The organism is Paenibacillus sp. FW126-R14, from assembly GCF_058789495.1.
Genome location: NZ_JBYTBS010000022.1, coordinates 57579 through 79488 on the forward strand (window position 1 = coordinate 57579; position 21910 = coordinate 79488).

Sequence of the window (21910 nt, forward strand, 5' to 3'; positions counted from 1 at the left end):
TCATCCTTTCTCCTCATTGACATCGAAAACAGCAAGCAATGTGTCTACAATAAACGTTATATCTTCATCTGTTGAGGAGAACGGGGGACTTAGCGAAAGGATGTTGGCGTAGCCAGGTACGGTGTCTCCATTTTTTCCGACCAGCAAACCCTTTTGTTTACACGCTGCTATAATTTTCATTACGCGCTCCGGTGAAGCCGGCTGCTTGGTTTCCACATCTTCAACAAGCTCAATGCCCATCGCCGAACCGAAAATCCGGATCTCACCCACATGGGGATGCGCCAGCAATGGCTTCAAGCCGTCTTTAAAAGCTTTACCGATCGCAGCGGAGCGTGCCACCAGATGTTCACGTTCCAGAATCTCAATATTTTTCAATGCCACAACACAGGAAACCGGGTTGCCTCCAAACGTGTTAATATGCCGTAAATGACTTGTCGGTTCCTGGTTGTTTCTGAACAATTCATATAGTTCCGCTGAAACCGCCGTTGCCGATAGCGGCGAATAGGCGCTCGTCATGCCTTTGGCCATCGTGACGATGTCCGGCCTTACGCCATAATTGAGGTGGCCGAACTTCTCGCCGGAGCGTCCGAACCCGCAGATCACTTCGTCCACAATCAGCAAAACGTCATACTTATCACATATGCGCCGAACCGTCTGCAAATACTCGTCCGGCGGAACAATCATACCGCCTCCCGTAATAACAGGTTCCAGAATGACGCCGGCGACGGAATCCGCGCCTTCCCAAACGATCGTATCCTCGAACGCTTTGGCGCATTGCAAGCTGCAATTCCCCTGCGTTTGACCGAATGGACAGCGATAGCAATATGGCGGGGGGACATGTGCGAACCCAACGCCAAGAGGCTCATATTTCAGCTTGCGCTGCGCCTGCCCCGTCGCTCCTAAAGCTCCCATCGAATTCCCGTGATAAGCACGATGCCTGGAAATGAATTTGTGCTTCGCCGGTTTCCCGTTCTGATGGTGGTATTGCCTGGCAACTTTGAACGCCACTTCATTGGCATCGGACCCCGAATTGGAGAAAAAAATCCGATAGTCGCCATCCAGCCATTCATTAATTTTCGCCGCCAACTCGATGGCCGGGATGTGGGAATTTACCATGGTCGTGTAAGCGAGCTTCGTCATCTGTTCTGCGGCCGCTTCTGCAATCTCTTTCCTCCCATGCCCCACATTCACGCACCATAGCCCGGACATGCCATCCAAGTAGCGGTTGCCCGCCACATCCGTCACCCAGCTCCCTTCACCGGAAGCAACAATCAGCGGATTCTCGTTATGTGGGGACATGTGGTGCCAGACATATTTGCGATCTTTCTCGAGCAGTTCATCCCAGGACGGCAGATCACTCGTTTCGCCACTCATTTGATCATTCTGCATAAACAGCCTCCTCACCTGGCGACACTCTCACACTAATATCTCCTGTTTTATTTGTATGTGAAAATAGATGGAGACATCCCTTGCTACTAAGGGTTTAAGGATCTTTTTTCATTTAATCAGATGAAACACGTTGGCGTTATTTTAAATAACTATATATGTAATAGTATATAACTCTTAACTTTTTTTTCATTATACAAAGTGTTTCGAAATCTCCTGCTTCACTTTACAGAGTGTATAGTCTCACTTCCAAATCAAATACCCCTGGCTCATCTTCGAGTCAAGGGTGTTCATATTAATTACATAACTAATATTATGTAAACTAATTTCTATTTTGTTCCCCGCGTTCTGGAATTATACTCTAACAGTAGGTTCAACTACAGTAAGCGTGCTATTGTACGTATTAAGATCAGCAACCGCGCCAATCGGTATTGCCGCTTTGTAGTAACCGTGAGCTGTACTTAAGTTTGTCATAAGAGGTTTACCCAAGGGGGACAGTAATTCGTTGATCAGTTCATCAAATGACGTTCTATAAGAAGTTGTGCAATTTGTGCATTGGCCTATAAGGATGCCCAGGCAATCATGAAATTTCCCGGCCATTATCAATTGTGTTAAATACCGATAAATCATATTCGTTGGTTCATGCGTATCTTCGATGAGGATAATTTTTCCAGAGGTATTGATTTCATAGGGCGTTCCAAGCGTGCCGACGAATGAGGTAAGGTTTCCGCCTACAATCGGCCCCCGCACATGGCCTGGAACCAGACTTTTCAGCGGCATCCCGGACGGGTTTTGAATCGTTCTCGTACTCGCAGGAGTTGACGTAGCCGCGAAAAATTGATTAAAGTTGTATGTCGGCGTACTCGCATTAAAATCAATTAAAAGCAGGCTTTGGAACGTAATTAAATTTGCAAATTGATACAGTATATTTAATAAGATGGTAATATCGCTGTAGCCGGATACGATTTTGGAATTGGAATTAATTCTTCGATAATCCAAATAGGGTAAAATATCCTTTACTCCAGTACCTCCTCTTGTCGGAAGTATCATTCTCACGTTCGGATTATTGATCATCGTCATAAAATCTTCAGCGCGCTGCTGAGCGGATGCGGCAACAATTCCACCGTAAAAATAGGCATATTTCCCCACTATAACTTTAAAACCCATATTTTCAAGCGTACGAATTCTTGCGTCTATGATGCTTGCGTCAAGCGGACTTCCTAACGTAACGATTCCAATGGTGTCTCCGCTGCGCAAGATTGGGGGCTGAATTGCCATTAGGATGCCTCCTGCCAATTCCTTGTAGAGCAAAGGATAATACTCTCTGATGCCTTATATGCGCTGCCCGGGCAAAATATGACTCCGGTTAAATGCCCATTCCTGCCGGAATAAATGCTGTGACCCGATTCATCGCCTCTTGCTTCTGCTTATCTGCAACATGGGTGTAAATTTGTGTTGTTTGGATGCTGGCATGCCCAAGCAATTCCTGCAAAGTTCGGATGTCCGTCCCCGCGAGAACCTGCATCGTGGCAAATGTATGACGCAGCTTATGGCTGGAAATCGACTTTCCTTGCAGCTCTGAATAATGCTTCTTCAATTCTTCGAAATGCTTCTCCGCAATCGTTTGAATCATGCGAACGCTGATCCGGCGGCCAAATTGCGAGACGAAAAAAGGCTGCTCTCCTGCACTTCTGGAATCCAAACGCTCCGCCAGTGCTTTATTCAGCACTTTGACCAATTCATCAGGGAGAGGGATCAGGCGCCATTTCCGCCCTTTTCCATAAACAAGAAGCGATTGGGTCGTTTGGTTGAAGTCGGATGTATTCAGTCGATGCAGTTCGCTCACCCGCAGCCCCGCATAGCTCATCAGCAGAAACATGGCCACATTTCGAATCTGATACTTCCCCTCAATAGACTGCAGAAAAACTGACAACAGCTGCTCGCTAAGAAAGGTTGGAATTTGATTCTTCTCTACCTTTGACTTCTTAATGTTGAGGGTCGGATTGTGGTTCGTCAACTGAAGGTCGATCAGCGATGAGAAAAAAGTCCGGATCGATGACAAGTATCGATTACGTGCAGCATCGCCTGCCCCACCCTGCCGCATCTTCGTTAAAAAACGCATAATATCGATCGTCTCTATCGCAGTTAAAGATTTTTCTATCGTAGAAAGAAATAAACGAACATCTCCCAAGTACGCTTGTTGCGTTCGTTTGGTGAAACCCTGATCCTTCATCCAGGTATCAAACATCTCCAAATAGTCGTCCATATACTCAAACTCTTGTCCCATGCGAGCTCACTCCGTTCGTTACAATCTAAGTTGCGTTAAATATAGATTTAGTGCAATTTTTTTGACCGAAAAAAACGGCGCTTTGGCACCTTTTCCGTGTGTTTGGAATGGGTGCCTGGCCGCCAGCCTTCTAATCCCTTGGGTATTCGACTTTCATAATATCCATAAAAGGTACTTTATCTACTTCCCCGCTGCTTGTCTCTATATGTACACGGCCTGTTCGTGAATCCATCGTTGTAATGAGCCCGCGCACTTGCTCTTCACGTCCCCAAACCGTAAGGAGAATCTCCGAATTCTCCATCTTTGCTTCCGACAATTGATTGCCGATTTCTTCCAAAACAAATTCATCCCGCGTTGGTCTTTTTGCTACTTTTGCTTTTGCCATTCTCGCTCCCCCTGTACGCTAATCACCTAACCGGCGATAAAATTTCTTTGACCCTTCCCACTTGTCCATCAGTCAATCTTACTTTTATGCCATGAGGATGTGTCGGCGAATTCGTTAACAAGTCCTTCACAATCCCCCGAGTTAGTTTACCGCTCCGCTGGTCCTGCTTCAACACGATATTGACTTCTATACCCGGCAAGACATCTTTGCGATTTTGTCCATTCATGCTGTGTATGTCGCCTGCTTTCTTTCCAGATTGTGCTTCATTATACCATAATTTCTTCGCAATCCCCACATCTGTAGAAACAATGGCTGGCCACTTTACAACATGCTGGCTAACTCATACGATTATTGATATTAATACTACAGTAAAAAGGAGTTTCGATTATGAGTCGTTCGTGGCCGCTGCCTGCAAAACCTTGGATCATGCATCAAGTTTGGAACGATCTGCTATTCGCTCACTGGCCTATCCCCGTCAACATGATAAGAGAACATATTCCTGATCATATTCCGATCGATACGTTTGAAGAGACTGCTTGGATAGGCGTAGTTCCTTTTCATATGTCAGGCGTTACGTTAAGAGGCATTCCTCCGCTGCCCTACTTCTCATCTTTTCCTGAAATCAATGTACGTACTTACGTAACGATTGATGGTAAACCAGGCGTCTATTTTTTCAGCCTGGACGCTCACAACAAATTCGCCGTGGAAGCAGCACGCTCTTTCTTTCATCTTCCGTATTTTTATACCAAAATAGAAGTTAAAGAACTAACAAAAAACACTATCCGCTATCATAGTGTTCGTCAAGATCCACGCGCTCGAGCGGGTGAATTTTTAGCTGAATACCGCCCCATCTCCCCCAACCGGCTAGCAATGCCAGGAACTTTAGAATACTGGCTGACAGAGCGTTACTGCCTTTATTGCCAGGATCGCCGCGGAAACGTTTATCGGGGAGAAATCGCTCATGATCCATGGCCGTTGCAGTCTGCTGAGGCTAATATCACCATCAATACGCTGCCTCTTTCTTTTGGGATCATCCTTCCAGAACAGCCTCCCGTTTTACATTTTGCCAAACAATTAAAGGTAAAGATTTGGGCTCTTGAGAAGCTCAACGATTCTTTCAATGGCTCGAAATAAGCCAAAATATGCGGTTAATTTTATTTAATGACATTAATGATTAATGATATTAATTCATGCGGAATTCGCTTTTAATACCGCAAAAACCCTTTATTTTACGCCTACTCGCTAACATCAACCTCACCGCTTTTATTCGAAAAATAAGGGATCAGCAGAGCACTTGAGAAACTGAAAATCATGACGGCTTTAAACACAAAGCCTTTGAAATCAGTTATCCCTAGAATAAGCGCCAACATCACAATGCGAGAACAAATCAGCATAAGTTCCCGCCATACCATGACCCGCGCCTGGTGTATAGGTGCAAGATGATTGGTCGCAACGAATTGCCGCGAGCTCCAGATCGTGAAAAAGAAAAACAGCCCGATTGTCGTTAATATATTAGAGAGTATCAAAATCGGAGGCTTCGGAAAAAGCGCAAGCAAAAAGCCTGCCGCGGCCGCCAGCATTCCGAACGTTAACCACCAAGAATCGCTAATCCGGCGTGTGCGGCTGAATCGTTGGTAGACAAACACGCAAACTACGGTGAATGCTGTATACATGATCTGAAGAAGAGCAATCATCAGCTTGTCGCTGGTTACAGAAAACGTGAAAATAAGGGAGAATATGCCCTGGAATTGAATAAAGAACCCGCCTGCGATGAGCGATGGGATCATCCATTTCAAACCTGTCGTATTGAAAACCCGGCGGATGGAAAAGTGGCTAAATACCGCTTCTCCCGCATCTTTTAAAGAAATTCGAGGCACATAGAACGACATCACAATCATTATCGCGATAAAAAGAAACATCACAAAGAAGGACCCGGAAAACCCGATCCATTGAATCAATATCGCAAATAGCAGTGGATTGAGGAACGCAATCAATTGACCGAATACATTCGTGGCTGAAAAAAAAGCTGTAAACTCCTCTCCCTTACCAAAAAGAGAGATTCCGATATTTTGCGCAGCTGCATAAAGTCCGTTCGTAATTCCTACCGGCAGCGCAATCAGGGATAAATAAAACAATTTGGGTTCAACATGTACATAAGACAGCAAAACAAAGGTAATTCCGGCACAAATCGCTGAAGCCCTCATCACCGAACTAATATTGAATTGAGCCAGCAGTTTGGCGCCATACATAAAAGCAAGTCCCCACGCTCCAAACAAAATCAAATTAAACCAAGCGACATCGAAGATTTGCCGATTTTTTTCCCATATGAAAAGATTAATAAAAATACCCATGTAATTGAAAATGACGCTCGAACTCACGTTCATCATTAATAATCGTTTCAGCGATTTTGTCATTGTAGTCTCTACCTTCAAAATTATTCGTCAGCTCGGTTTCCATGGATAAAGTAATCAGATACAATAAAATGAGTTGAAACCCTTTTTTCGAGCTAAATCAACGATAACATGGAGTTATTACGGAGGGAATGTACGATATGCCAAAATTCATGGACTATATGATCAGTCCTTATCCGCTTCGGATCATTACACTGGCCATCGATTCCAGCAAGCTGAAACTGCAGTCTTTGATTATATTAAATGTTGGGCATCTCCCTGGACGTATATCCTTTCGACATCAGTCGACCTTCTCAAAATGGGCTTTTATTTACCTGTCCGGCGGCAAAGGCTCTTATCAAGCAAACGACGGTCCCGTCCAACGTGTAGGAAGCGGCAGTTTGCTCTTTTTGCGGCCCGGCGTCGTTTATAATTATGGTCCTGATCAAGGCGGCTTTTGGGATGAATATTATTTCACATTCGAAGGCACTCGAATCGAGGAATGGCTTGGCAGTTGGTTGACGAATGTCGATGTAGCGAAGCAGGTCGGGCATGAGGACGCCACCCAGCACAACCGGATCGAGCGCATCTTCATGCTGATGGAGAGCGGTTTGCCAGATAATGCCGATCGCGCAGCGCTGCTGATGGAAACTTTGCTCTTTGAGTTTATCCTGAAAGATCAGGCGACGGCCGAGACGACGAAAACCCAGCAAGTCATCGACATCATGGACGATCTTGGGGACTCCCTCTTCCGGACTTTCGATGCGAAAAGTATCGCTAAACGGCATCACATCTCCATCTCTACGCTCCGCAGAGTCGTTAGCGAATATACCGGCTACCCGCTTAACGCGTATATGAACCGTTTGAAAATAGCTGAAGCGAAAAACATTCTGCTCAATACCGACGATACCGTGAAGGAAATTGCGGATTCTTTGGGGTTCAAAGACGTGTTCTACTTTTCCCGGTTATTCAAAAAATACGTCGGAGTATCTCCTCTTATTTACCGGAATACGATGCAGCTTTAAATTTGTTTACATAATATTAGTTATGTAATGTTTTTAAAATTTTTTTCAAAATGAGTGATTCATCCTAGTACGACTTGTCACTGAGCTACATATGATAAAGCAGTAGTAAATCTTCCCAATGGGGAGGTGAATCCAAATGACACTAGCTCTTACAGGATGGATGCTCTACGCAATGTTTGCTGTTCTTGGCTTTATGGGCTTAAGTTTCTTATTCAATTTGTACAAATCCCTTAAAGCAGGTTCGTTCTCCAGTTCTTTGTTTCTCCCTTATTTGAAAGACATGCTGTATTATGTGTTCCCATTGTTTCTGCTTTCCAACATGATGGGCCTTGACCCTACCGGTTTCTTAATGTTGGTTGGTTATTATCTTGGCGCACTCGGAGTCGTACTCAAATATTTGGAGAGCTTTAAGAAATGATTTGTAACCGCATTCAATAATGCTCATATATGGCTCTCATCAAGAGAGCCAGAAGCTGCCGTGATCTCATGGCGGCTTTTTTATATTTTCGCGAGGAAAATACATTTGTTTGGGAACTACAGGCCACTATTTCAGCAAAAGTGACACATTTCCAGACACAATGGAGCCTACAGGGTCTTATTTTACCTCAAGTATCCAAAAATCAATCCGCGCGTAAGGAATAGCGGACCCCAGTTCCCTTCCCCACGGCCATTGAGCTGTTTATAGCAAAATAGCGCCCTCACAGGGGCTATCGTCACAGACTTTCTGGAGATGGAAGCTCACTCCCGAATACAAAAATAAGGAGGAAGCGCGGCTTCCCCCTTAAACCTTAATATGTATTTACCATACACATTACAAACTTTACGTAATCTTAGTCCTCAAGTTCCACGTTATGATAGACCTGCTGCACATCTTCCAAATCTTCCAACGCATCGATCAATTTATCAAATTGCTTTTGTGCGTCTTCTGACAGCGTAACGTTATTTTGAGCCAGCATCGTTAATTCTGCAATGGAAAACTCCGTAATTCCGGCATTTTTGAAAGCTTCCTGCACCGCATGGAACTGCTCGGGATCAGCATACACCATGACCATCTCGTCCTCTTGGACGATGTCACGAATATCAACATCCGCTTCCAATAGAAGCTCCATAACTTCATCCATGCTCTTCTCTTCAATCCCAATAACCGCAGTGGGGTCGAACATGTAAGCAACAGAGCCGCTTACGCCCATATTGCCGCCACTTTTGGTGAACGCTGAACGAACGGCAGGTGCGGTACGGTTCACGTTATTCGTCAGAGCATCCACAATGACCATCGAACCGTTAGGTCCGAAGCCTTCGTAACGAAGCTCCTCATAAATTTCATCGGAGCTGCCTTTGGCTTTATCGATTGCGCGATCGATAATTGCTTTCGGCACATTATAAGTTTTGGCGCGTTCGAGAACAACTTTTAACGCACGGTTAGCTTCGGGATCCGGTTCGCCCTTCCGAGCGGCTACATAAATTTCAAGTCCGAATTTGGCATAAATTCTACTTGTATTTGCGTCTTTAGAGGCTTTCTTCTCTTTAATGTTATTCCACTTACGGCCCACGTTTGTTCCCACTTTCTTTTTTTTATCTCATTACACATAATAACCTATTTTTATTCCAAATGTAAAAATAAAATCGCGAAATTCGATACCCTAATCGCTCAAACTCTTTCTAAGCGTTCAATGTCATCCAATTTCCTCAAGCTCGTAAAGCGAAGCCTCCCTGTTGCGAATGACCCGTCTGAGCAGGGAAGCCATCTCACGCGTAATGTCTCCACGCTCGAAAAACGCCTGCACGGCATCGCGCTCTGCCTGAATAGCGATCCAGTGCACCTCGCGGAGGCAATCATTGAACGAGGCGTCCTTACGCCGCGAACCGAAAGTAAATCTGCGCAGCCTGTCAAGCGTTTGCTGATAATAATCGAGCACGCCTTCGGCTGCTTCGTCGCTCTGAAGCGCGCAGCGTTTGGAGAACTCCTCGACAACAGCTTGGCTGCATTGCATTTTGAGCGAACGGATCTCGACCATATCAGGTTCGACAAAGCTGGCTGCCACACGAGGTTGCGAGTAGGACGTCATAACCGTTTTAAATCGCCGCCACATATTTTTAAAAATAACTTTGCCCAGATCCAATTTATTAGCGAGAATAAGCTCGAGTTGTTCCAACATTTTTAAATAGTAATTCGCTTGCTCGCGGCTCACTTGTCCGCTCTCCAAACGATCGTTCACATACTGGCGCTCTATTTTCAGCGCGATCAGACGCATCCCGGCTTCTTCCTGCTGAAAACGCGGGAGACGTTTCACTCTGCCGTCCTTTTGACCGAGCTGCTGCATCATGATTTTATAATCGCCAATCACGGTGTTCACGGCCAACTCATTCTTTTCCGTGCTCGTTTTCTGGAGCGCCCGTACGGCGGAAGCCAGAACCTCAATCTGCCACTCGCGCTCCAAACGCTCTCTCTCGGCATCCCCTGCTGTATTTTTCTTCTTAGCAAGGAGCGGAAGGACGATGCTCGCGGTAAGCAGCGATAACAGAATCACGGATGCTGCAAGAAAAATAATAAGATCTCTTTGCGGAAAGGGATCGCCAGTTTGCAAAAAGAGCGGAATGGAGAACGCACCCGCCAGCGTAACTGCTCCACGAACGCCGGATATGGTCGTAAGCATCAGAATGCGCATGCTTGGCACCGCCTGATTCTGATTCCCGAACAAGCGCCCTCCTCTGGTGAAAATGAACGTCCACCCAAAACGCAGTATCAAGAGCAGAGCATAGATGAGTATCGCGTATCCGATGACTTTGAAATTATCGAAATTCGGATCACTGAGGATCGTTCGAGACACACCTGGGATTTGCAGACCAAGTAGGACAAAAACCAATCCATTTAACACAAACAAAATGACGGACCATGTTGCGTTGGAGACGTTCCGCAGATTCGGCATCGTAAACGCAATGCGCTCGTTCTCAATGGCATGCACCAGACCTCCCGCAACAGCGGCCAAAATACCCGATAGCCCAAGCTCCTCCGCAATCAGAAAGAGCAGAAACGGCGTCAAGATTTGCAAAAGCATATGCATCGTCTCATCCTCAAGACCTGCCCGGCGCAGCAGATGGCGAATGACGATAATGAGAAAAGCTACGATGGCTCCGACCAGCAACCCGCCAATGGAAATGACAAGAAAGCTGAGACTTGCTTTCGGCAACGAAAAAACACCCGTGACTGCCGCGGCAATGGCGAACTTGAACGCGACAAGACCTGATGCGTCGTTCATTAAAGCTTCCCCTTCGAGCAGACGCTTCAAGCTTTTAGGCAAATGAATGCGCCCGGCTAAGGCGCTTACCGCTACGGCATCCGTCGGAGACAGGATGGCCGCCAACCCGAAAGCTGCTGCTAGCGGGATGGAAGGAATCAGCCAGTGGGTCACATACCCCACGACGCATACGGTGATGAAAACAAGACCGACAGCTAACAGCAGAATCGGAGCACGCAGTCTCCATAGCTCGTCACGCGGCGTATGCTTGCCATCGTTATACAACAGCGGGGCAATGAACAGAATGAAGAACAATTCCGGTTCCAGGTGCAGGTGAACACCTAACGGTACGATCACCAGAATTGCTCCTAAAGCAATCTGGATTAGTGGTACGGGTATGAACGGAACATAGCGGTTCACGACATTGGACACGCCAATCAGAACCAGCAGCATGAGAATGATAATAAAAACGTTCAAACGGTAACGCTCCTTCCCCATTACGATAAATTGCGACAAATTGCTTTTAGTATTTCAATATTTTTCTAAAGAATCCTTCCCGGAAACCCTCCTTCCCGACAGAAGTATTTTCCCCAATTTTACGAATGTTCACGAATTTGAAATATTTTCAAATATAATTTTGCTGGCAAACGGTGTAAAATATCTAAATACGGTTTAAATCCAATTGTGTCGATGTTGATTGGCATTTTCATTTGTGAAAAATGTTACAACCATTTGGGAAACATCTGTTTCACCCGTACACATTGTGACAGTACCCGATTTTTTTTCAACGCAAAGGAGGATTTTCACATGTCACAAACATCTGCTCTTCAAGAAGTAGCTGCTACGGCCGCTGCGGAACCAAAATCGTTAGACGTACTTGACCAATTGCTGAAGCCTGAGGTGCAACAATCTCTGACTGTACTGGTCGACAACCTGCCTAAATTGGCGGAAATGGTTACTGTGCTAACCAAAGCGTATGATTTTGCACAAAGCGTAGCAACGGACAAAGTATTGATTAACGATTTTGCCCAAGGTATTGGCGAATTTGTTAAGCCTGTGCAAGAGAAAGCGAAAGACATTGCGTCCGCGGCTATTGAAGCCGGTGAGCGCTCCCAGGCTGAAGCAGGATCAACAATCGGTCTCTTCGGTATACTAAAAATGCTGAAAGATCCTGAAGTGCAGAAAACTCTTCGTTTTGCACAAGCATTCTTGAACGTACTATCTGAACGTAAAAATTAATACGGACTAGGGATGATAACGATGGCTAAACAAATACTTATTCTTGGCGGCGGTTACGGCGGCCTTTTGACCGCACTGACAGCTCGTAAACATTTGACGGCTTCAGAAGCAAACATAACAATCATCAACCGCTTTCCAACACATCAAATTATTACGGAACTGCACCGTCTTGCCGGCGGCACGATTAAAGAGCAAGCTGTTGCGCTTCCACTGCAAAAACTGCTTGGCGACAAACATGTCAATATCGTTGTAGATACGATTAAAGAAATTAAACCAAATGATAAGCAAGTCGTTACAAGCAGCGGCGCTGTACATACTTACGATGCACTTGTCGTTGCTCTAGGTAGCGAAACGAACTACTTCGGCATTCCAGGGCTGGAAGAGAACAGCATGGTGCTTAAATCCGCTGCGGATGCTAACCGTATTCGTGAGCATGTTGAAGCTCGTCTGGATGCTTATAAAGCTTCCGGCAACAAAGCTGATGCAACCATCGTCGTTGGCGGTGGCGGTCTGACTGGCGTTGAGCTTGTTGGCGAGTTCGCGGATAAACTGCCGGAAGTTTGCCGCAGCAAAGGCATCGATTTCAGCGATATCTCCATCTATTGCGTGGAAGCTGGCCCAGCCATTCTTCCTGTATTCCCTAAAGTGCTGATCGAGCGCGCGGTAACCAGCCTTGAAAAACGCGGCGTTACGTTCCTAACTGGCGTAGCAATTACGGAAGCGACTAAAAACACGGTTTCCCTGAAAAGCGGACAAACCATCGAGTCGAATACGATCATTTGGACTGGCGGCGTGAAAGGCAACCCGGTTGTCGGCAGCTGTGGAATCGCAGAAGACCGCGGCCGTGCTACTGTCACATCGACGCTTCAATCCACTTCCCACGCGGATGTCTTCCTGGCAGGCGACTGCGCGGTAGTGTTCCCTGAAGGCAGTGAAAGACCGTACCCTCCTACTGCTCAACTTGCTTGGCAGATGGGTGAAACGGTTGGTTACAATCTCTCCGTTCTCATCAAGGGTGGCGCTATGGACAAATTCACCCCTGTATTCTCCGGAACGCTTGGAAGCTTAGGCCGTAAAGACGGAATCGGCACAATTGGCGGAAACAGCACGCAGTTGAAAGGCTTGCCTGCTTCCCTGATGAAAGAAGCGAGCAATGTTCGCTACTTGTCCCATATTCACGGTTTGTTCGCTCTTGCTTACTAAGCATTAAAAAAAGGATGTCCCTTAGCCTCTTCCGGCTATTCGGCATCCTTTTATTTCGTTTCCTATTATAAAAAAGACTGGAAAGAATGGCGAATAACGTCCCCCCTGCTGATAATGCCCGCTAATACGCCGCGGTGCAGGACAGGCAGTTTTTTTATTCGTTTTTTACCCAATATGGCAGCAATTTGCTCGATATCCTCTTCGGCGTCGACAGCAATCACTTTCTTTTGGGCGATTTTCATGACATTCATCGGGAGCAGATTTTGAACTCTTTCGTGGAATTCTTCGCTGTCTCCTTTGATCACAGCCGTGTAAATATAAGAACCGAAGACATGGTCATCATGCTTGCCGATATAGCGCATAATATCTCCATCGCTAATGTAAGCGGTTACCTCATTCCGATCGTTAACGACGGGAAGCCCGCTGATTCGGTACTTAATAAATTTCTCAATCACACTGCGGACAGGGTCATCTTCCTTCACTTTGTAAACTTGGCGGACCATGATTTCTTTGGCTTTCATGACCGTTCCCCTCCAATATGAATTGCCTTTGGATTTAACTAGATGTATAATGCAACTATATATTTGTATTATACAACTATACACCGTGAAGTTCAATTCCCCATCCATAAAGACTAAGAACTAAGATGAGGTAACTTATGACAATTCATCCTGCCGAAACGATTGAACTCGAACTAACCATACTTATGCGTCGATTCTTGGCTGCCACAACGAATAAAAAAATCGGTAATCTGGATCGTTCCGCTTATCTTCTGCTCCATCAAATCTCCTCTCATGGATCTGCTGGTGTGAAAGCTTTGGCTGAAGAGTTTCAACTGGATATGTCGACGATCAGCCGTCAAACCGCCGCATTAGAGCAGAAAGGTTACGTCTATCGGATTCCGGATCCTCAAGATGGACGCGCTTACTCTTTGCAAATTACCGAATTCGGCGCCAAGGAACTCGCTTCTAACAAGCAAGTCCGATTCGAACTTGTTATGGAGCTGCTCCAGGAATGGTCTTTGGATGACCAACAAAAATTTGGAGAGCTCCTTAGCAAATTTAATCGGACTTTTTAAAGATCGATTACTCAGTTTCACCTGTGAGATTAGAAGGACTGTTCCAAGCTTCGGCAAGCAGTTCATTATTGATGCCTACACCGGCCAGAGCCCCCATAGATGCAGCGGCAATCGCCTGATACATTTGTGTTGCCGCATCTCCCGCACTATAAATGCCAGGTACATTTGTTTTACCAAACGCATCTACGACAATCATGCCTGTTTCTGTCACTTGGCAGCCTAATTCCCTCGGCAAATCCGATCCGGGAACCAGATTTGGGGCAAAGAAAATGCCCGTACAGTTTAATTGGGTGCCATCCTTCAGATGGATATGCTGCACCATACCATCCTTTGAATGGATTTGCTCAATAGGAGCATCAAATACGGGTACATTGTGAAGCTTCAACTCTTCGCGTTCTTCTTCCGTCAATTCATCTGGTCCGTTCGTGCAGATAACGTAGTGACTTGTCCAGCCTGCCAGCATTTTGGCCGAGTGTAGCGCTCTAGCCCCTTTCCCAATAAGAACAAGCTGTTGGTCTCTCAATTCCCAACCGTCGCAATAGGGGCAAACAAAAGCACTTTTGCCATATACCTCTTGCAAGCCGTTGATTTCCAACGGTACATCCTTCATCCCTACAGCAAAAAGCAGCTTTTTGGCCCTGAAAGATGAGCCTTGTCCTGTCGTAATCTGAAAATTACCTTCCTCGCCCGAAATCGAATGAGCTGTCTCCTCTACAAAATGAACGGACGGATAAGCTTGAATCTGTTCCTTCGCAATTCGCCGAAACTCCCCCGGAGGAATGCCGTCGCGCGTCAGAAACCCGTGAGTCTCACGAGTAACCCGATTGCGCGGACGTCCTTCGTCGATCACGACTACACGTTTTCTCGCCCTGCCTAACACAAGCGCCGCATTCAATCCTGCTGGCCCTCCGCCAATAATGGCTGCGTCAAAAGATAATGCCATTTTCATCACCCTCCTGTATAAAAACTATTAAAGACCCTTAATGTCTATAATAACACTTGAAGGTTTAAAGATCAAGATAACATCGACCTAGAGTGGCCGTCTCCTAAAGCAACTGAATCTCCTTATGAGACAGCCTCTCATAACTGAATTTAAACTATCTATCAGAAGCATCCACTGTATGTTTAAGCAATGTTGCAATGGTTACAGGTCCAACTCCCGCTGGTACAGGTGTGATTGCACTAGCACTCAGCAAGCAGCTTTGGTAATCTACGTCTCCCACATTCCCTGCATTGTACCCAGCGTCCAACACAATAGCACCCTGCTTGATCCAACTGCCTTTGACGAAATTTGGTTTCCCCACAGCTGCAACCACTATATCACCTAAACGTACAATCTCTTCTAGATTAGCCGTTCTAGAATGACATGTTGTAACCGTCGCGTTACTGTTCAGCAGCATGGCTGACACTGGCTTGCCGAGAATGGGACTCCGTCCAATCACGACGGCATGTTTACCTGCAACTTCGAGGTCGTAAAACGCCAAGATTGCCATAATTGCCGCGGGTGTGCAGGATGGAAATCGAGCTATGCCGAATGCATTTTGCGCATAACCCAGCGTGGTAACACCATCTACGTCTTTCTCGATTCGAATGGTATCAAATGCTGCCCGCTCGTCAATATGCGGGGGGACTGGATGTTGGAGCAGAATGCCGTGTACATTCGGATCCGCGTTAAGCTTGTTGATTTCTTCGATTAATTCACTCGTAGTCGTATTCTCAGGTAAATCTACACGGATGGAGCGCATACCTAGCTTTCGGCATGCATTGCCTTTCATCCTGACATAAGTGGCTGAGGAAGGATTATTTCCAACCAAAACTGTAGCTAGGCAGGGAACAATCCCTCGTTCGGATAGAGCTCTTATTCGCTCCGCAAGATCCTCTTTCATCTTCTCCGCGACTCGATTACCGTCTAGAATTAACTTCTCTGTCATATAGATCAGCCCCCTTTAAACATAAAGAGGCAGGGATAATCATCCCTACCTCTGCCCAGGCGTACGGCTCTATACATATGTGCTCCCTCGTGGTACTCCACGTTTACGCCAGTCGCACATACAAGTCATTTTCATTAATTATATTCTCAAAATTACAAAACAGGCAAGCCTTACTTTTCCAAGACCGCTGTTTTCTCCGAAACAGAAAACTTATACCAGAACAGCATCCCCGCAGAAACCAATCCGATTATCAGCAGTAAACTGTATACGTGCCGGTAGGCTTGAAGAAGACTCGATCTCTTCTGTACTTCAAGCAAAATGCCACACACCGCTACTGAGATCGATCCACCGCAAAACTGAATGAGCTGCATAAGTCCCATTCCTGAACCAATGAGCTCTTTAGGCAAAATACGCGACGTCTCATTATTCAAAGACGATATCGTTGCAGAAAATGCAGGTGAAAAACAAATATATCCAAGGAGAATCACCATTGGCGAAAAACCAAGCACTGTACAGAAACCTAGCATGACAATGGACAATACCGTATGGCCAATGAGCAGAAAGCGCAAGTTGCCGTACAGATCAATCCATCGCCCTACATAGCGCGTCAAGAAAGCGGACAGCACCGCCCCCGGTGCGATCGTTAAGCCGATCTTCATAGCCGAGTAGTGGTACAAGTTGGCCAGAGCCAGCGGCATCAGGAACAAGTTGCCCAAGTTCAAAACCAAAATGCAAAACCCAATCACAACGAGCAGCCGAAAATCGTTTCTTTTTAGCAAAACAGGGTTGATAAACGATTGTTTTCCCCGTCTCATATGCCAAAAATGCGCCAAAAATGAAAGGCAGCTGACCGCAAGCCAAATTAGCGACATTTGCGTCACGGCTAACAGCAAGGTGGCCGCATTGACTACCGTTAGCAGCGCCCCGAGAATATCTAACTGGAAAGGCAATCCAGGTTCTTTGGGAAGCAATCGAAGCAGAATCGGAAGGATCACGAGGACAAGCACCGTTATGGCGAATAGCCCATTCCAGCCCCAATATTCTGAAATTAGCCCGCCAACAATCGGACCTAATCCGAAAGCCATCGCGCTCCCTGCCGATATCATGGCGATCGCGGAGCCGCGCCTTTCTAGCGGAACATAGCGGCTGGCTAGCACCAATCCTAACCCTGCCATTACGCCAGCACCCGCAGATTGGAGTATACGCGCCATCAGAAGGACATGGAAATCGCGTGCAAAAATGCCAAGGACAGACGACAAGCCTAGCACAAGCAGCCCTACTGTCAATAATCGTCGTATAGGCACCGTATCGGTGAGCCGGCTGTATATCACAGTGGATAACGCATAACCGATGGAATAGCTTGAAATCACCCAAGAGCCGAGATCTGCGGAAATCTGGAGATCTTGGATAATGCTTGGGATGGAGACATTAAACATCGTTGTATTCATGACAACGATAAATAAGCCGATCGTCCAGACCGGCAGCACAACTTTGTCGTTCATTGCTTCACGTCCTGTCTGAATCCTACATGTAGTTCTCGTATACAGCATTTCAAAAAATGTAACGCTTTATTACTTTTCCGTACCTTGTAAGCCTACATGCATAACGGTTCGATTTCCACCCCATGTCGAGATAAAATCGACCTGATATCGGCACGAGCGGCTCTCATAATTGCTATGACCCAATTTATCTTGCGCCGTACCGTTGCCAGGACTATGTATATTCTCCAGATAATCGACCTTCCCGTCCGAATCGGCATAATCGCTACCAAAGTCCCGCCATTCATCATGGGCGGTTTGCAACTCCTGAGCCGAATAAGAGCCGCTGATCTCCAAATAACCGGTTGATCCGGCATTAGCTTTCGTACTGTTCCAAATGGCCTGGGTTAATGCACTGCTGCCAGTAATGGCATAGGACTCTTCCGCGGCTGTGATGGCACCGTCGATTTTAGCTTTCTTTTTCGCAGCTTCTTTCTCTTCGTTAATTTTGATCATATGCTCGCCGGTTAAGAGGGCAAGAATGTTCTGAATGCTTTCCTTCGCTGCTCTAAGCTTTTGATTAAGCAGTGTTTTCTTCTCTTGTTCGAGGTCAGGGTTATTTTCTTTTTCCCAAATGGCCGCGTGTCTATTCTTGTCCGCTTGGATCAGATCTGCTGCTAGCGATTTGTTCACGGCAATAATGCGATTCAAATCGAACACACCTTCGGTTTGCACCTTAGAGATATCCGCAGCCAGCTCCTCATTGGATGAATCATAAGTTCCTTCATCGTAATTTTTGTAAGGTGCAACTTTTTTCGCTGTAACGAATTTGAAAATACCCCGAATATTCCCCGTGCTTTGATCGCTGTTAAAACCATGCTTGTCAAATTGGGCTCCCGTGCAAGTCTCACTAAGCGTTTTCCATTCTGAATGGCTTAATTCCTTCGGAATGTTCTCAAACTGTTCAGTTGTCGTACACCAGGCATAAAAACTTTTGACATCGGAAGTATCCAGATCACTCCAATTTTCCGCGATTGCTTCCATTAACTTAGATTGCTGAGGCTTTCTGCTGGGCCAAGGCATAGCCTGAATCACCTGCGACCCGACAAATAGCTGCTGCACAGCCTTATTTCCGATCGTACGCTGCATTTGGATGACCGAGTTGTACGGACTTTGCCCTGCTTGGGTCTGCACATTCGCACTTCTCTTCGCGCCATCTAGGGAAGGTTGTTTAAAAGCGTGATTGCTAGAACGTGTATACAATTGGTTTCCCCCACATCCGACTTTCTACTTATGAAAATATCGTATCACATCTTCCACTTTGTGGATATATAAACAGCCGTAATGGGCTGGAGAATGGAAAAAAGCCAGATCCGGAAAGCAGCAAGTGGCTGCTCCGAATTGGCTTTACTGCGGATTAAAACGGTTTATAACCAGCCGCTTGATAAATCATCTCGGTAAACTTGACGACCTTCAAGGCAAAAGTACCCGGCACCACCACCTCGTGACGTCCAAGAATGGCATCGATAAAGCTTTTATCTTGATTCGTTTGCGGTTTGGGCAGCTCAGGTACGACGGGCTTTTGACCGAAGCGTTGAATGGTAATTTTACCGTTGTCATAAAAAATACCGCCGTCTTCGCCGCAAAATACATAGGTCTCATGCCAACGTGGCGCAAATCCGATAATGTTCAATCCGCCTACAGCGCCTTCCTCAAACCGGATTGAAGTGAAGGAATCGATTTCCACCGGCGCTCCTTGCAGATGCAAGCTTGGCTTCACCTCCGAAGGCGTTAGCCCCGTCGTCCACAGCATCACGTCAATGATGTGACTGCCGGAATCCATCAGCATACCGCCGCCTGACAGCTCTGGAATATGTCTCCACAATCCTGTCGTGAGTTGTTTCCAATCTTGATACAGTGATGCCGTTATCGACGTCAATTTCCCAATCTCGCCGCTTGCAATCGCGTCGCGAATGTACAGGAACTCCGGCTGGAAATGACGCTGATACGAGACCTGCATCACCTTTCCTGCCTGCTCAGCAGTCGCAATCAAAAGTTCCGCTTCCTCCGAGGAACAAGTCATCGGCTTCTCAATTAGCACGTGCAGCCCTTTATGCAGCGCATCGGTCGCCTGCTCGAAGTGCAGCGTGTGTGGAGAGCAAATAACGACAGCGTCCAATTCGGTCTGATCCAGCATCTCCCGATAGTCCGTATAATGCCGCACATCATCAAGCTCGAACTTGGCTGCGAAGTTCTCCCGGTTTTCTGCACTCGTATCGGAGAGTGCAACGATCTCCGCTTCCTCTACCTCCAGCAATTGACGACCGTGTACTTGCGATATTCCGCCTGTTCCAATCATTCCAATACGAATTTTGCCCATTAGACTGCAGCCTCCTATTTAATAACCGTATAGTACAAGGTATTACTAATTCTGATCCAGAATGCCCTGTCTTCAAAAAGATTTGAATAATTATCGAGCCAAACGAATTTTTCCGAGTTCGCAAAAAAAATCCGCCATTTAGGCGGATTGATGAACACTCTTTAATGTGACGCCGAATACTCTTCCAGTTCAGAAGCCGGGTCGAATTTATCTTTACTCATGGCAAATGCAGCTAGCAGCGCAATGACGGACGGGATAATTGCCCATGCAAATGTATGAGCGATGGACGAGGAAAGCGCCTCTGTAATTTTATCAAGCACCTGAGGTGGGATCTGCCCCCGCGTCTCCGGCGTCAAAATTTTACGGGGATCGCTTAGATCGAAACCTTGCGGCATTCCGCCGCCGCTGCCGAACACGGAAGCCAGTTTATTCGTAAACGCGTGACTTTGAATAATACCGAATACCGTAATCCCTAGCGCCATGCCCAATGAACGCATGAAATTCAGCGTCGAGCTGGCAGAACCGCGCTGCCTTACAGTAAAGCTATGAATCGCAGCATTGCTTAAGACTGAGAACGATGCGCCGATTCCAAGACCGACTAGAATCATGTAGACCGTGACGATGAAACGGGAAGAACCGGTCGTTAACGTCGTGAGCAGAGCAATACCGACAACTAGTAGCGCTAATGTCGGAATCATGATGGATCTGTATCTAAATTTAGCCAGCATGGACCCTCCGCCCGCGGCAGTTACGACGGATCCGAGCATCATGGGAAGCAGTACAAGCCCCGAGTTTGTAGCGGAACCGCCAAGAACGCCTTGGATGAAAATCGGAATATAGATGGAGGCCGTAATAAACGCTGCTCCGGCAAACATCCCCATAACGTTGCTTGTTGCATAAAGACGATTCTTGAACATGCCGAAGGTGATGATTGGTTCTTGGGCACGACGTTCGATAAATACAAAACCGATAATAAGAATTGCAAAAGCTGCGAATAAACCAATGATTGTACTCGAATTCCAAGCATATTGCTTGCCGCCAAGCTCAAGTGCGAACATGAGGCAGACGATGGAAGCTACCAGTGTAATGGCGCCAAAGTAGTCAATCTTTTGTTTGGAGTGTTGAACAGACTCTTTGTAAAAGAAAGCAATCATCACGAATGCAATCAGTCCCAGCGGTAAATTGATGTAGAAAATCCAAGACCAATGAATGTAATCCGTAATATAAGCGCCAAGCAGTGGACCGAAAATACTCGATAGGCCAAATACAGCACCGAACAAACCGCCCATTTTCCCGCGCTTATCCGCCGGAACGACATCAAACATAATTGTGAAGGCAATTGGCATCAGTGCGCCGCCGCCAATCCCTTGTATGGCACGGTAAATGCTAAGCTGCACGATTGAGTCTGCGGTACCGCATAAGGCGGAGCCTCCCATGAAAACAAGAATACCAAAGATGAAAAAACGTTTACGCCCATACATATCCGATAATTTACCGAAAATCGGCATTCCAGCCATCTCTGCTACCAAATAAGCCGATGTCACCCACATCAACTTGTCAAAACCGCCAAGATCCCCGACGATCGTACCGATCGCTGTTGCGACGATCGTGTTGTCCATTGACGCCATTAAGATGGATAGTAATAAACCTGCAACGATAATACCTATGTTATTTCCCTTTACCACGTTTCTTGTTCCCTCCAAGTTTCTTCTACTACTGCCTCAAATCAGATCCGATGGAGAAGCCCTCATTCTGAACTGCACGACCTCTGTCGTAAACCTCCTCCCCTTACACTCGCGACACTTCACATCTAGATCGGGCAGCAAATTTACATCTACAGATAGCATACCTAATCCATAGCAAGTTTCGCATCGTTCTCTAGGCGTATTAAA

The 21910-nt window shown here is 46.4% G+C and carries 22 protein-coding genes and 1 riboswitch; of the genes, 7 read left to right on the forward strand and 15 right to left on the reverse strand.

The genetic code is table 11. The features are described from left to right. From AC3WRW_RS15825 to AC3WRW_RS15845, 5 genes are all read right to left on the reverse strand, one after another. Window positions 1-1389 carry an aspartate aminotransferase family protein gene (locus AC3WRW_RS15825; RefSeq protein ID WP_492547264.1) on the reverse strand — a complete coding sequence of 463 codons (1389 nt, stop codon included), beginning with the start codon at window positions 1387-1389 and terminating at the stop codon, window positions 1-3. A 351-nt stretch (window positions 1390-1740) separates the two neighbouring features. After that, window positions 1741-2664: a S66 peptidase family protein gene (locus AC3WRW_RS15830; RefSeq protein ID WP_492547265.1), complete on the reverse strand. Its 924-nt coding sequence runs from the start codon at window positions 2662-2664 to the stop codon at window positions 1741-1743. A gap of 88 nt (window positions 2665-2752) precedes the next feature. Continuing rightward, window positions 2753-3673 (reverse strand): tyrosine-type recombinase/integrase, encoded by a 921-nt coding sequence (locus AC3WRW_RS15835; protein WP_492547266.1) that lies wholly within the window; start codon window positions 3671-3673, stop codon window positions 2753-2755. A 130-nt stretch (window positions 3674-3803) separates the two neighbouring features. Further along, the gene (locus tag AC3WRW_RS15840) at window positions 3804-4058 is read right to left on the reverse strand and encodes a YolD-like family protein (protein ID WP_492547267.1); all 255 of its coding nucleotides are present in this window, start codon (window positions 4056-4058) and stop codon (window positions 3804-3806) included. A gap of 22 nt (window positions 4059-4080) precedes the next feature. Further along, window positions 4081-4284: a YwbE family protein gene (locus AC3WRW_RS15845; RefSeq protein WP_171685199.1), complete on the reverse strand. Its 204-nt coding sequence runs from the start codon at window positions 4282-4284 to the stop codon at window positions 4081-4083. A gap of 161 nt (window positions 4285-4445) precedes the next feature. On the opposite strand from AC3WRW_RS15845, the gene AC3WRW_RS15850 reads away from it, so the two are divergent. After that, on the forward strand, window positions 4446-5192 hold the full coding sequence (locus AC3WRW_RS15850) for a YqjF family protein (RefSeq protein ID WP_492547268.1): 747 nt from the start codon (window positions 4446-4448) through the stop codon (window positions 5190-5192). 101 nt (window positions 5193-5293) lie between these two features. On the opposite strand, the gene AC3WRW_RS15855 is transcribed toward AC3WRW_RS15850, so the two are convergent. Then, on the reverse strand, window positions 5294-6472 hold the full coding sequence (locus tag AC3WRW_RS15855; protein WP_492547269.1) for an MFS transporter: 1179 nt from the start codon (window positions 6470-6472) through the stop codon (window positions 5294-5296). Between the two features lie 137 nt (window positions 6473-6609). Here AC3WRW_RS15855 and AC3WRW_RS15860 point away from each other — a divergent pair, with 137 nt between their 5' ends. From AC3WRW_RS15860 to AC3WRW_RS15870, 3 genes are all read left to right on the forward strand, one after another. Further along, window positions 6610-7473 (forward strand): AraC family transcriptional regulator, encoded by an 864-nt coding sequence (locus AC3WRW_RS15860; RefSeq protein ID WP_492547270.1) that lies wholly within the window; start codon window positions 6610-6612, stop codon window positions 7471-7473. A gap of 136 nt (window positions 7474-7609) precedes the next feature. Continuing rightward, complete coding sequence (locus AC3WRW_RS15865) at window positions 7610-7891, forward strand: hypothetical protein (protein ID WP_492547271.1); 282 nt, start codon at window positions 7610-7612, stop codon at window positions 7889-7891. Between the two features lie 68 nt (window positions 7892-7959). Then, window positions 7960-8115, forward strand: coding sequence for a hypothetical protein (locus tag AC3WRW_RS15870; RefSeq protein WP_492547272.1), 156 nt, complete (start codon window positions 7960-7962; stop codon window positions 8113-8115). A 188-nt stretch (window positions 8116-8303) separates the two neighbouring features. Here AC3WRW_RS15870 and AC3WRW_RS15875 read toward each other — a convergent pair whose 3' ends face one another. Continuing rightward, window positions 8304-9023, reverse strand: a complete 720-nt coding sequence (locus tag AC3WRW_RS15875) for a YebC/PmpR family DNA-binding transcriptional regulator (RefSeq protein WP_492547273.1) — start codon at window positions 9021-9023, stop codon at window positions 8304-8306. 123 nt (window positions 9024-9146) lie between these two features. Next, complete coding sequence (locus AC3WRW_RS15880) at window positions 9147-11186, reverse strand: Na+/H+ antiporter (RefSeq protein ID WP_492547305.1); 2040 nt, start codon at window positions 11184-11186, stop codon at window positions 9147-9149. 330 nt (window positions 11187-11516) lie between these two features. On the opposite strand from AC3WRW_RS15880, the gene AC3WRW_RS15885 reads away from it, so the two are divergent. Further along, the gene (locus AC3WRW_RS15885) at window positions 11517-11948 is read left to right on the forward strand and encodes a helical membrane plugin domain-containing protein (RefSeq protein ID WP_492547274.1); all 432 of its coding nucleotides are present in this window, start codon (window positions 11517-11519) and stop codon (window positions 11946-11948) included. 21 nt (window positions 11949-11969) lie between these two features. Continuing rightward, window positions 11970-13151: an NAD(P)/FAD-dependent oxidoreductase gene (locus AC3WRW_RS15890; RefSeq protein ID WP_492547275.1), complete on the forward strand. Its 1182-nt coding sequence runs from the start codon at window positions 11970-11972 to the stop codon at window positions 13149-13151. Window positions 13152-13216: 65 nt separating this feature from the next. On the opposite strand, the gene AC3WRW_RS15895 is transcribed toward AC3WRW_RS15890, so the two are convergent. Further along, window positions 13217-13672 carry a CBS domain-containing protein gene (locus AC3WRW_RS15895; protein ID WP_492547276.1) on the reverse strand — a complete coding sequence of 152 codons (456 nt, stop codon included), beginning with the start codon at window positions 13670-13672 and terminating at the stop codon, window positions 13217-13219. 137 nt (window positions 13673-13809) lie between these two features. On the opposite strand from AC3WRW_RS15895, the gene AC3WRW_RS15900 reads away from it, so the two are divergent. Further along, window positions 13810-14229: a MarR family winged helix-turn-helix transcriptional regulator gene (locus AC3WRW_RS15900; RefSeq protein WP_492547277.1), complete on the forward strand. Its 420-nt coding sequence runs from the start codon at window positions 13810-13812 to the stop codon at window positions 14227-14229. Between the two features lie 7 nt (window positions 14230-14236). Here AC3WRW_RS15900 and AC3WRW_RS15905 read toward each other — a convergent pair whose 3' ends face one another. The 6 genes from AC3WRW_RS15905 to AC3WRW_RS15930 form a co-directional block, all read right to left on the reverse strand. Continuing rightward, window positions 14237-15172, reverse strand: coding sequence for an NAD(P)/FAD-dependent oxidoreductase (locus AC3WRW_RS15905; protein ID WP_492547278.1), 936 nt, complete (start codon window positions 15170-15172; stop codon window positions 14237-14239). A 154-nt stretch (window positions 15173-15326) separates the two neighbouring features. Then, window positions 15327-16160, reverse strand: coding sequence for a bifunctional 5,10-methylenetetrahydrofolate dehydrogenase/5,10-methenyltetrahydrofolate cyclohydrolase (locus AC3WRW_RS15910; RefSeq protein ID WP_492547279.1), 834 nt, complete (start codon window positions 16158-16160; stop codon window positions 15327-15329). Between the two features lie 46 nt (window positions 16161-16206). Continuing rightward, window positions 16207-16286, reverse strand: a riboswitch (ZMP/ZTP riboswitch). Between the two features lie 44 nt (window positions 16287-16330). After that, a complete protein-coding gene (locus AC3WRW_RS15915; protein WP_492547280.1) occupies window positions 16331-17662 on the reverse strand; it encodes an MFS transporter in 1332 nt (443 codons plus the stop codon). A gap of 69 nt (window positions 17663-17731) precedes the next feature. After that, the gene (locus tag AC3WRW_RS15920) at window positions 17732-18901 is read right to left on the reverse strand and encodes a hypothetical protein (RefSeq protein ID WP_492547281.1); all 1170 of its coding nucleotides are present in this window, start codon (window positions 18899-18901) and stop codon (window positions 17732-17734) included. 154 nt (window positions 18902-19055) lie between these two features. Then, the gene (locus tag AC3WRW_RS15925) at window positions 19056-20018 is read right to left on the reverse strand and encodes a Gfo/Idh/MocA family protein (RefSeq protein WP_492547282.1); all 963 of its coding nucleotides are present in this window, start codon (window positions 20016-20018) and stop codon (window positions 19056-19058) included. Between the two features lie 161 nt (window positions 20019-20179). Beyond that, complete coding sequence (locus AC3WRW_RS15930) at window positions 20180-21703, reverse strand: MDR family MFS transporter (RefSeq protein ID WP_492547283.1); 1524 nt, start codon at window positions 21701-21703, stop codon at window positions 20180-20182. Between the last annotated feature and the right edge of the window lie 207 nt (window positions 21704-21910).

Coding starts and splice junctions, on each gene's coding strand:
- AC3WRW_RS15825 (WP_492547264.1), bottom strand. CDS start 1,389: ATGCAGAATGATCAAATGAGTGGCGAAACGAGTGATCTGCCGTCCTGG.
- AC3WRW_RS15830 (WP_492547265.1), bottom strand. CDS start 2,664: ATGGCAATTCAGCCCCCAATCTTGCGCAGCGGAGACACCATTGGAATC.
- AC3WRW_RS15835 (WP_492547266.1), bottom strand. CDS start 3,673: ATGGGACAAGAGTTTGAGTATATGGACGACTATTTGGAGATGTTTGAT.
- AC3WRW_RS15840 (WP_492547267.1), bottom strand. CDS start 4,058: ATGGCAAAAGCAAAAGTAGCAAAAAGACCAACGCGGGATGAATTTGTT.
- AC3WRW_RS15845 (WP_171685199.1), bottom strand. CDS start 4,284: ATGAATGGACAAAATCGCAAAGATGTCTTGCCGGGTATAGAAGTCAAT.
- AC3WRW_RS15850 (WP_492547268.1), top strand. CDS start 4,446: ATGAGTCGTTCGTGGCCGCTGCCTGCAAAACCTTGGATCATGCATCAA.
- AC3WRW_RS15855 (WP_492547269.1), bottom strand. CDS start 6,472: ATGACAAAATCGCTGAAACGATTATTAATGATGAACGTGAGTTCGAGC.
- AC3WRW_RS15860 (WP_492547270.1), top strand. CDS start 6,610: ATGCCAAAATTCATGGACTATATGATCAGTCCTTATCCGCTTCGGATC.
- AC3WRW_RS15865 (WP_492547271.1), top strand. CDS start 7,610: ATGACACTAGCTCTTACAGGATGGATGCTCTACGCAATGTTTGCTGTT.
- AC3WRW_RS15870 (WP_492547272.1), top strand. CDS start 7,960: ATGGCGGCTTTTTTATATTTTCGCGAGGAAAATACATTTGTTTGGGAA.
- AC3WRW_RS15885 (WP_492547274.1), top strand. CDS start 11,517: ATGTCACAAACATCTGCTCTTCAAGAAGTAGCTGCTACGGCCGCTGCG.
- AC3WRW_RS15890 (WP_492547275.1), top strand. CDS start 11,970: ATGGCTAAACAAATACTTATTCTTGGCGGCGGTTACGGCGGCCTTTTG.
- AC3WRW_RS15895 (WP_492547276.1), bottom strand. CDS start 13,672: ATGAAAGCCAAAGAAATCATGGTCCGCCAAGTTTACAAAGTGAAGGAA.
- AC3WRW_RS15900 (WP_492547277.1), top strand. CDS start 13,810: ATGACAATTCATCCTGCCGAAACGATTGAACTCGAACTAACCATACTT.
- AC3WRW_RS15905 (WP_492547278.1), bottom strand. CDS start 15,172: ATGGCATTATCTTTTGACGCAGCCATTATTGGCGGAGGGCCAGCAGGA.
- AC3WRW_RS15910 (WP_492547279.1), bottom strand. CDS start 16,160: ATGACAGAGAAGTTAATTCTAGACGGTAATCGAGTCGCGGAGAAGATG.
- AC3WRW_RS15915 (WP_492547280.1), bottom strand. CDS start 17,662: ATGAACGACAAAGTTGTGCTGCCGGTCTGGACGATCGGCTTATTTATC.
- AC3WRW_RS15925 (WP_492547282.1), bottom strand. CDS start 20,018: ATGGGCAAAATTCGTATTGGAATGATTGGAACAGGCGGAATATCGCAA.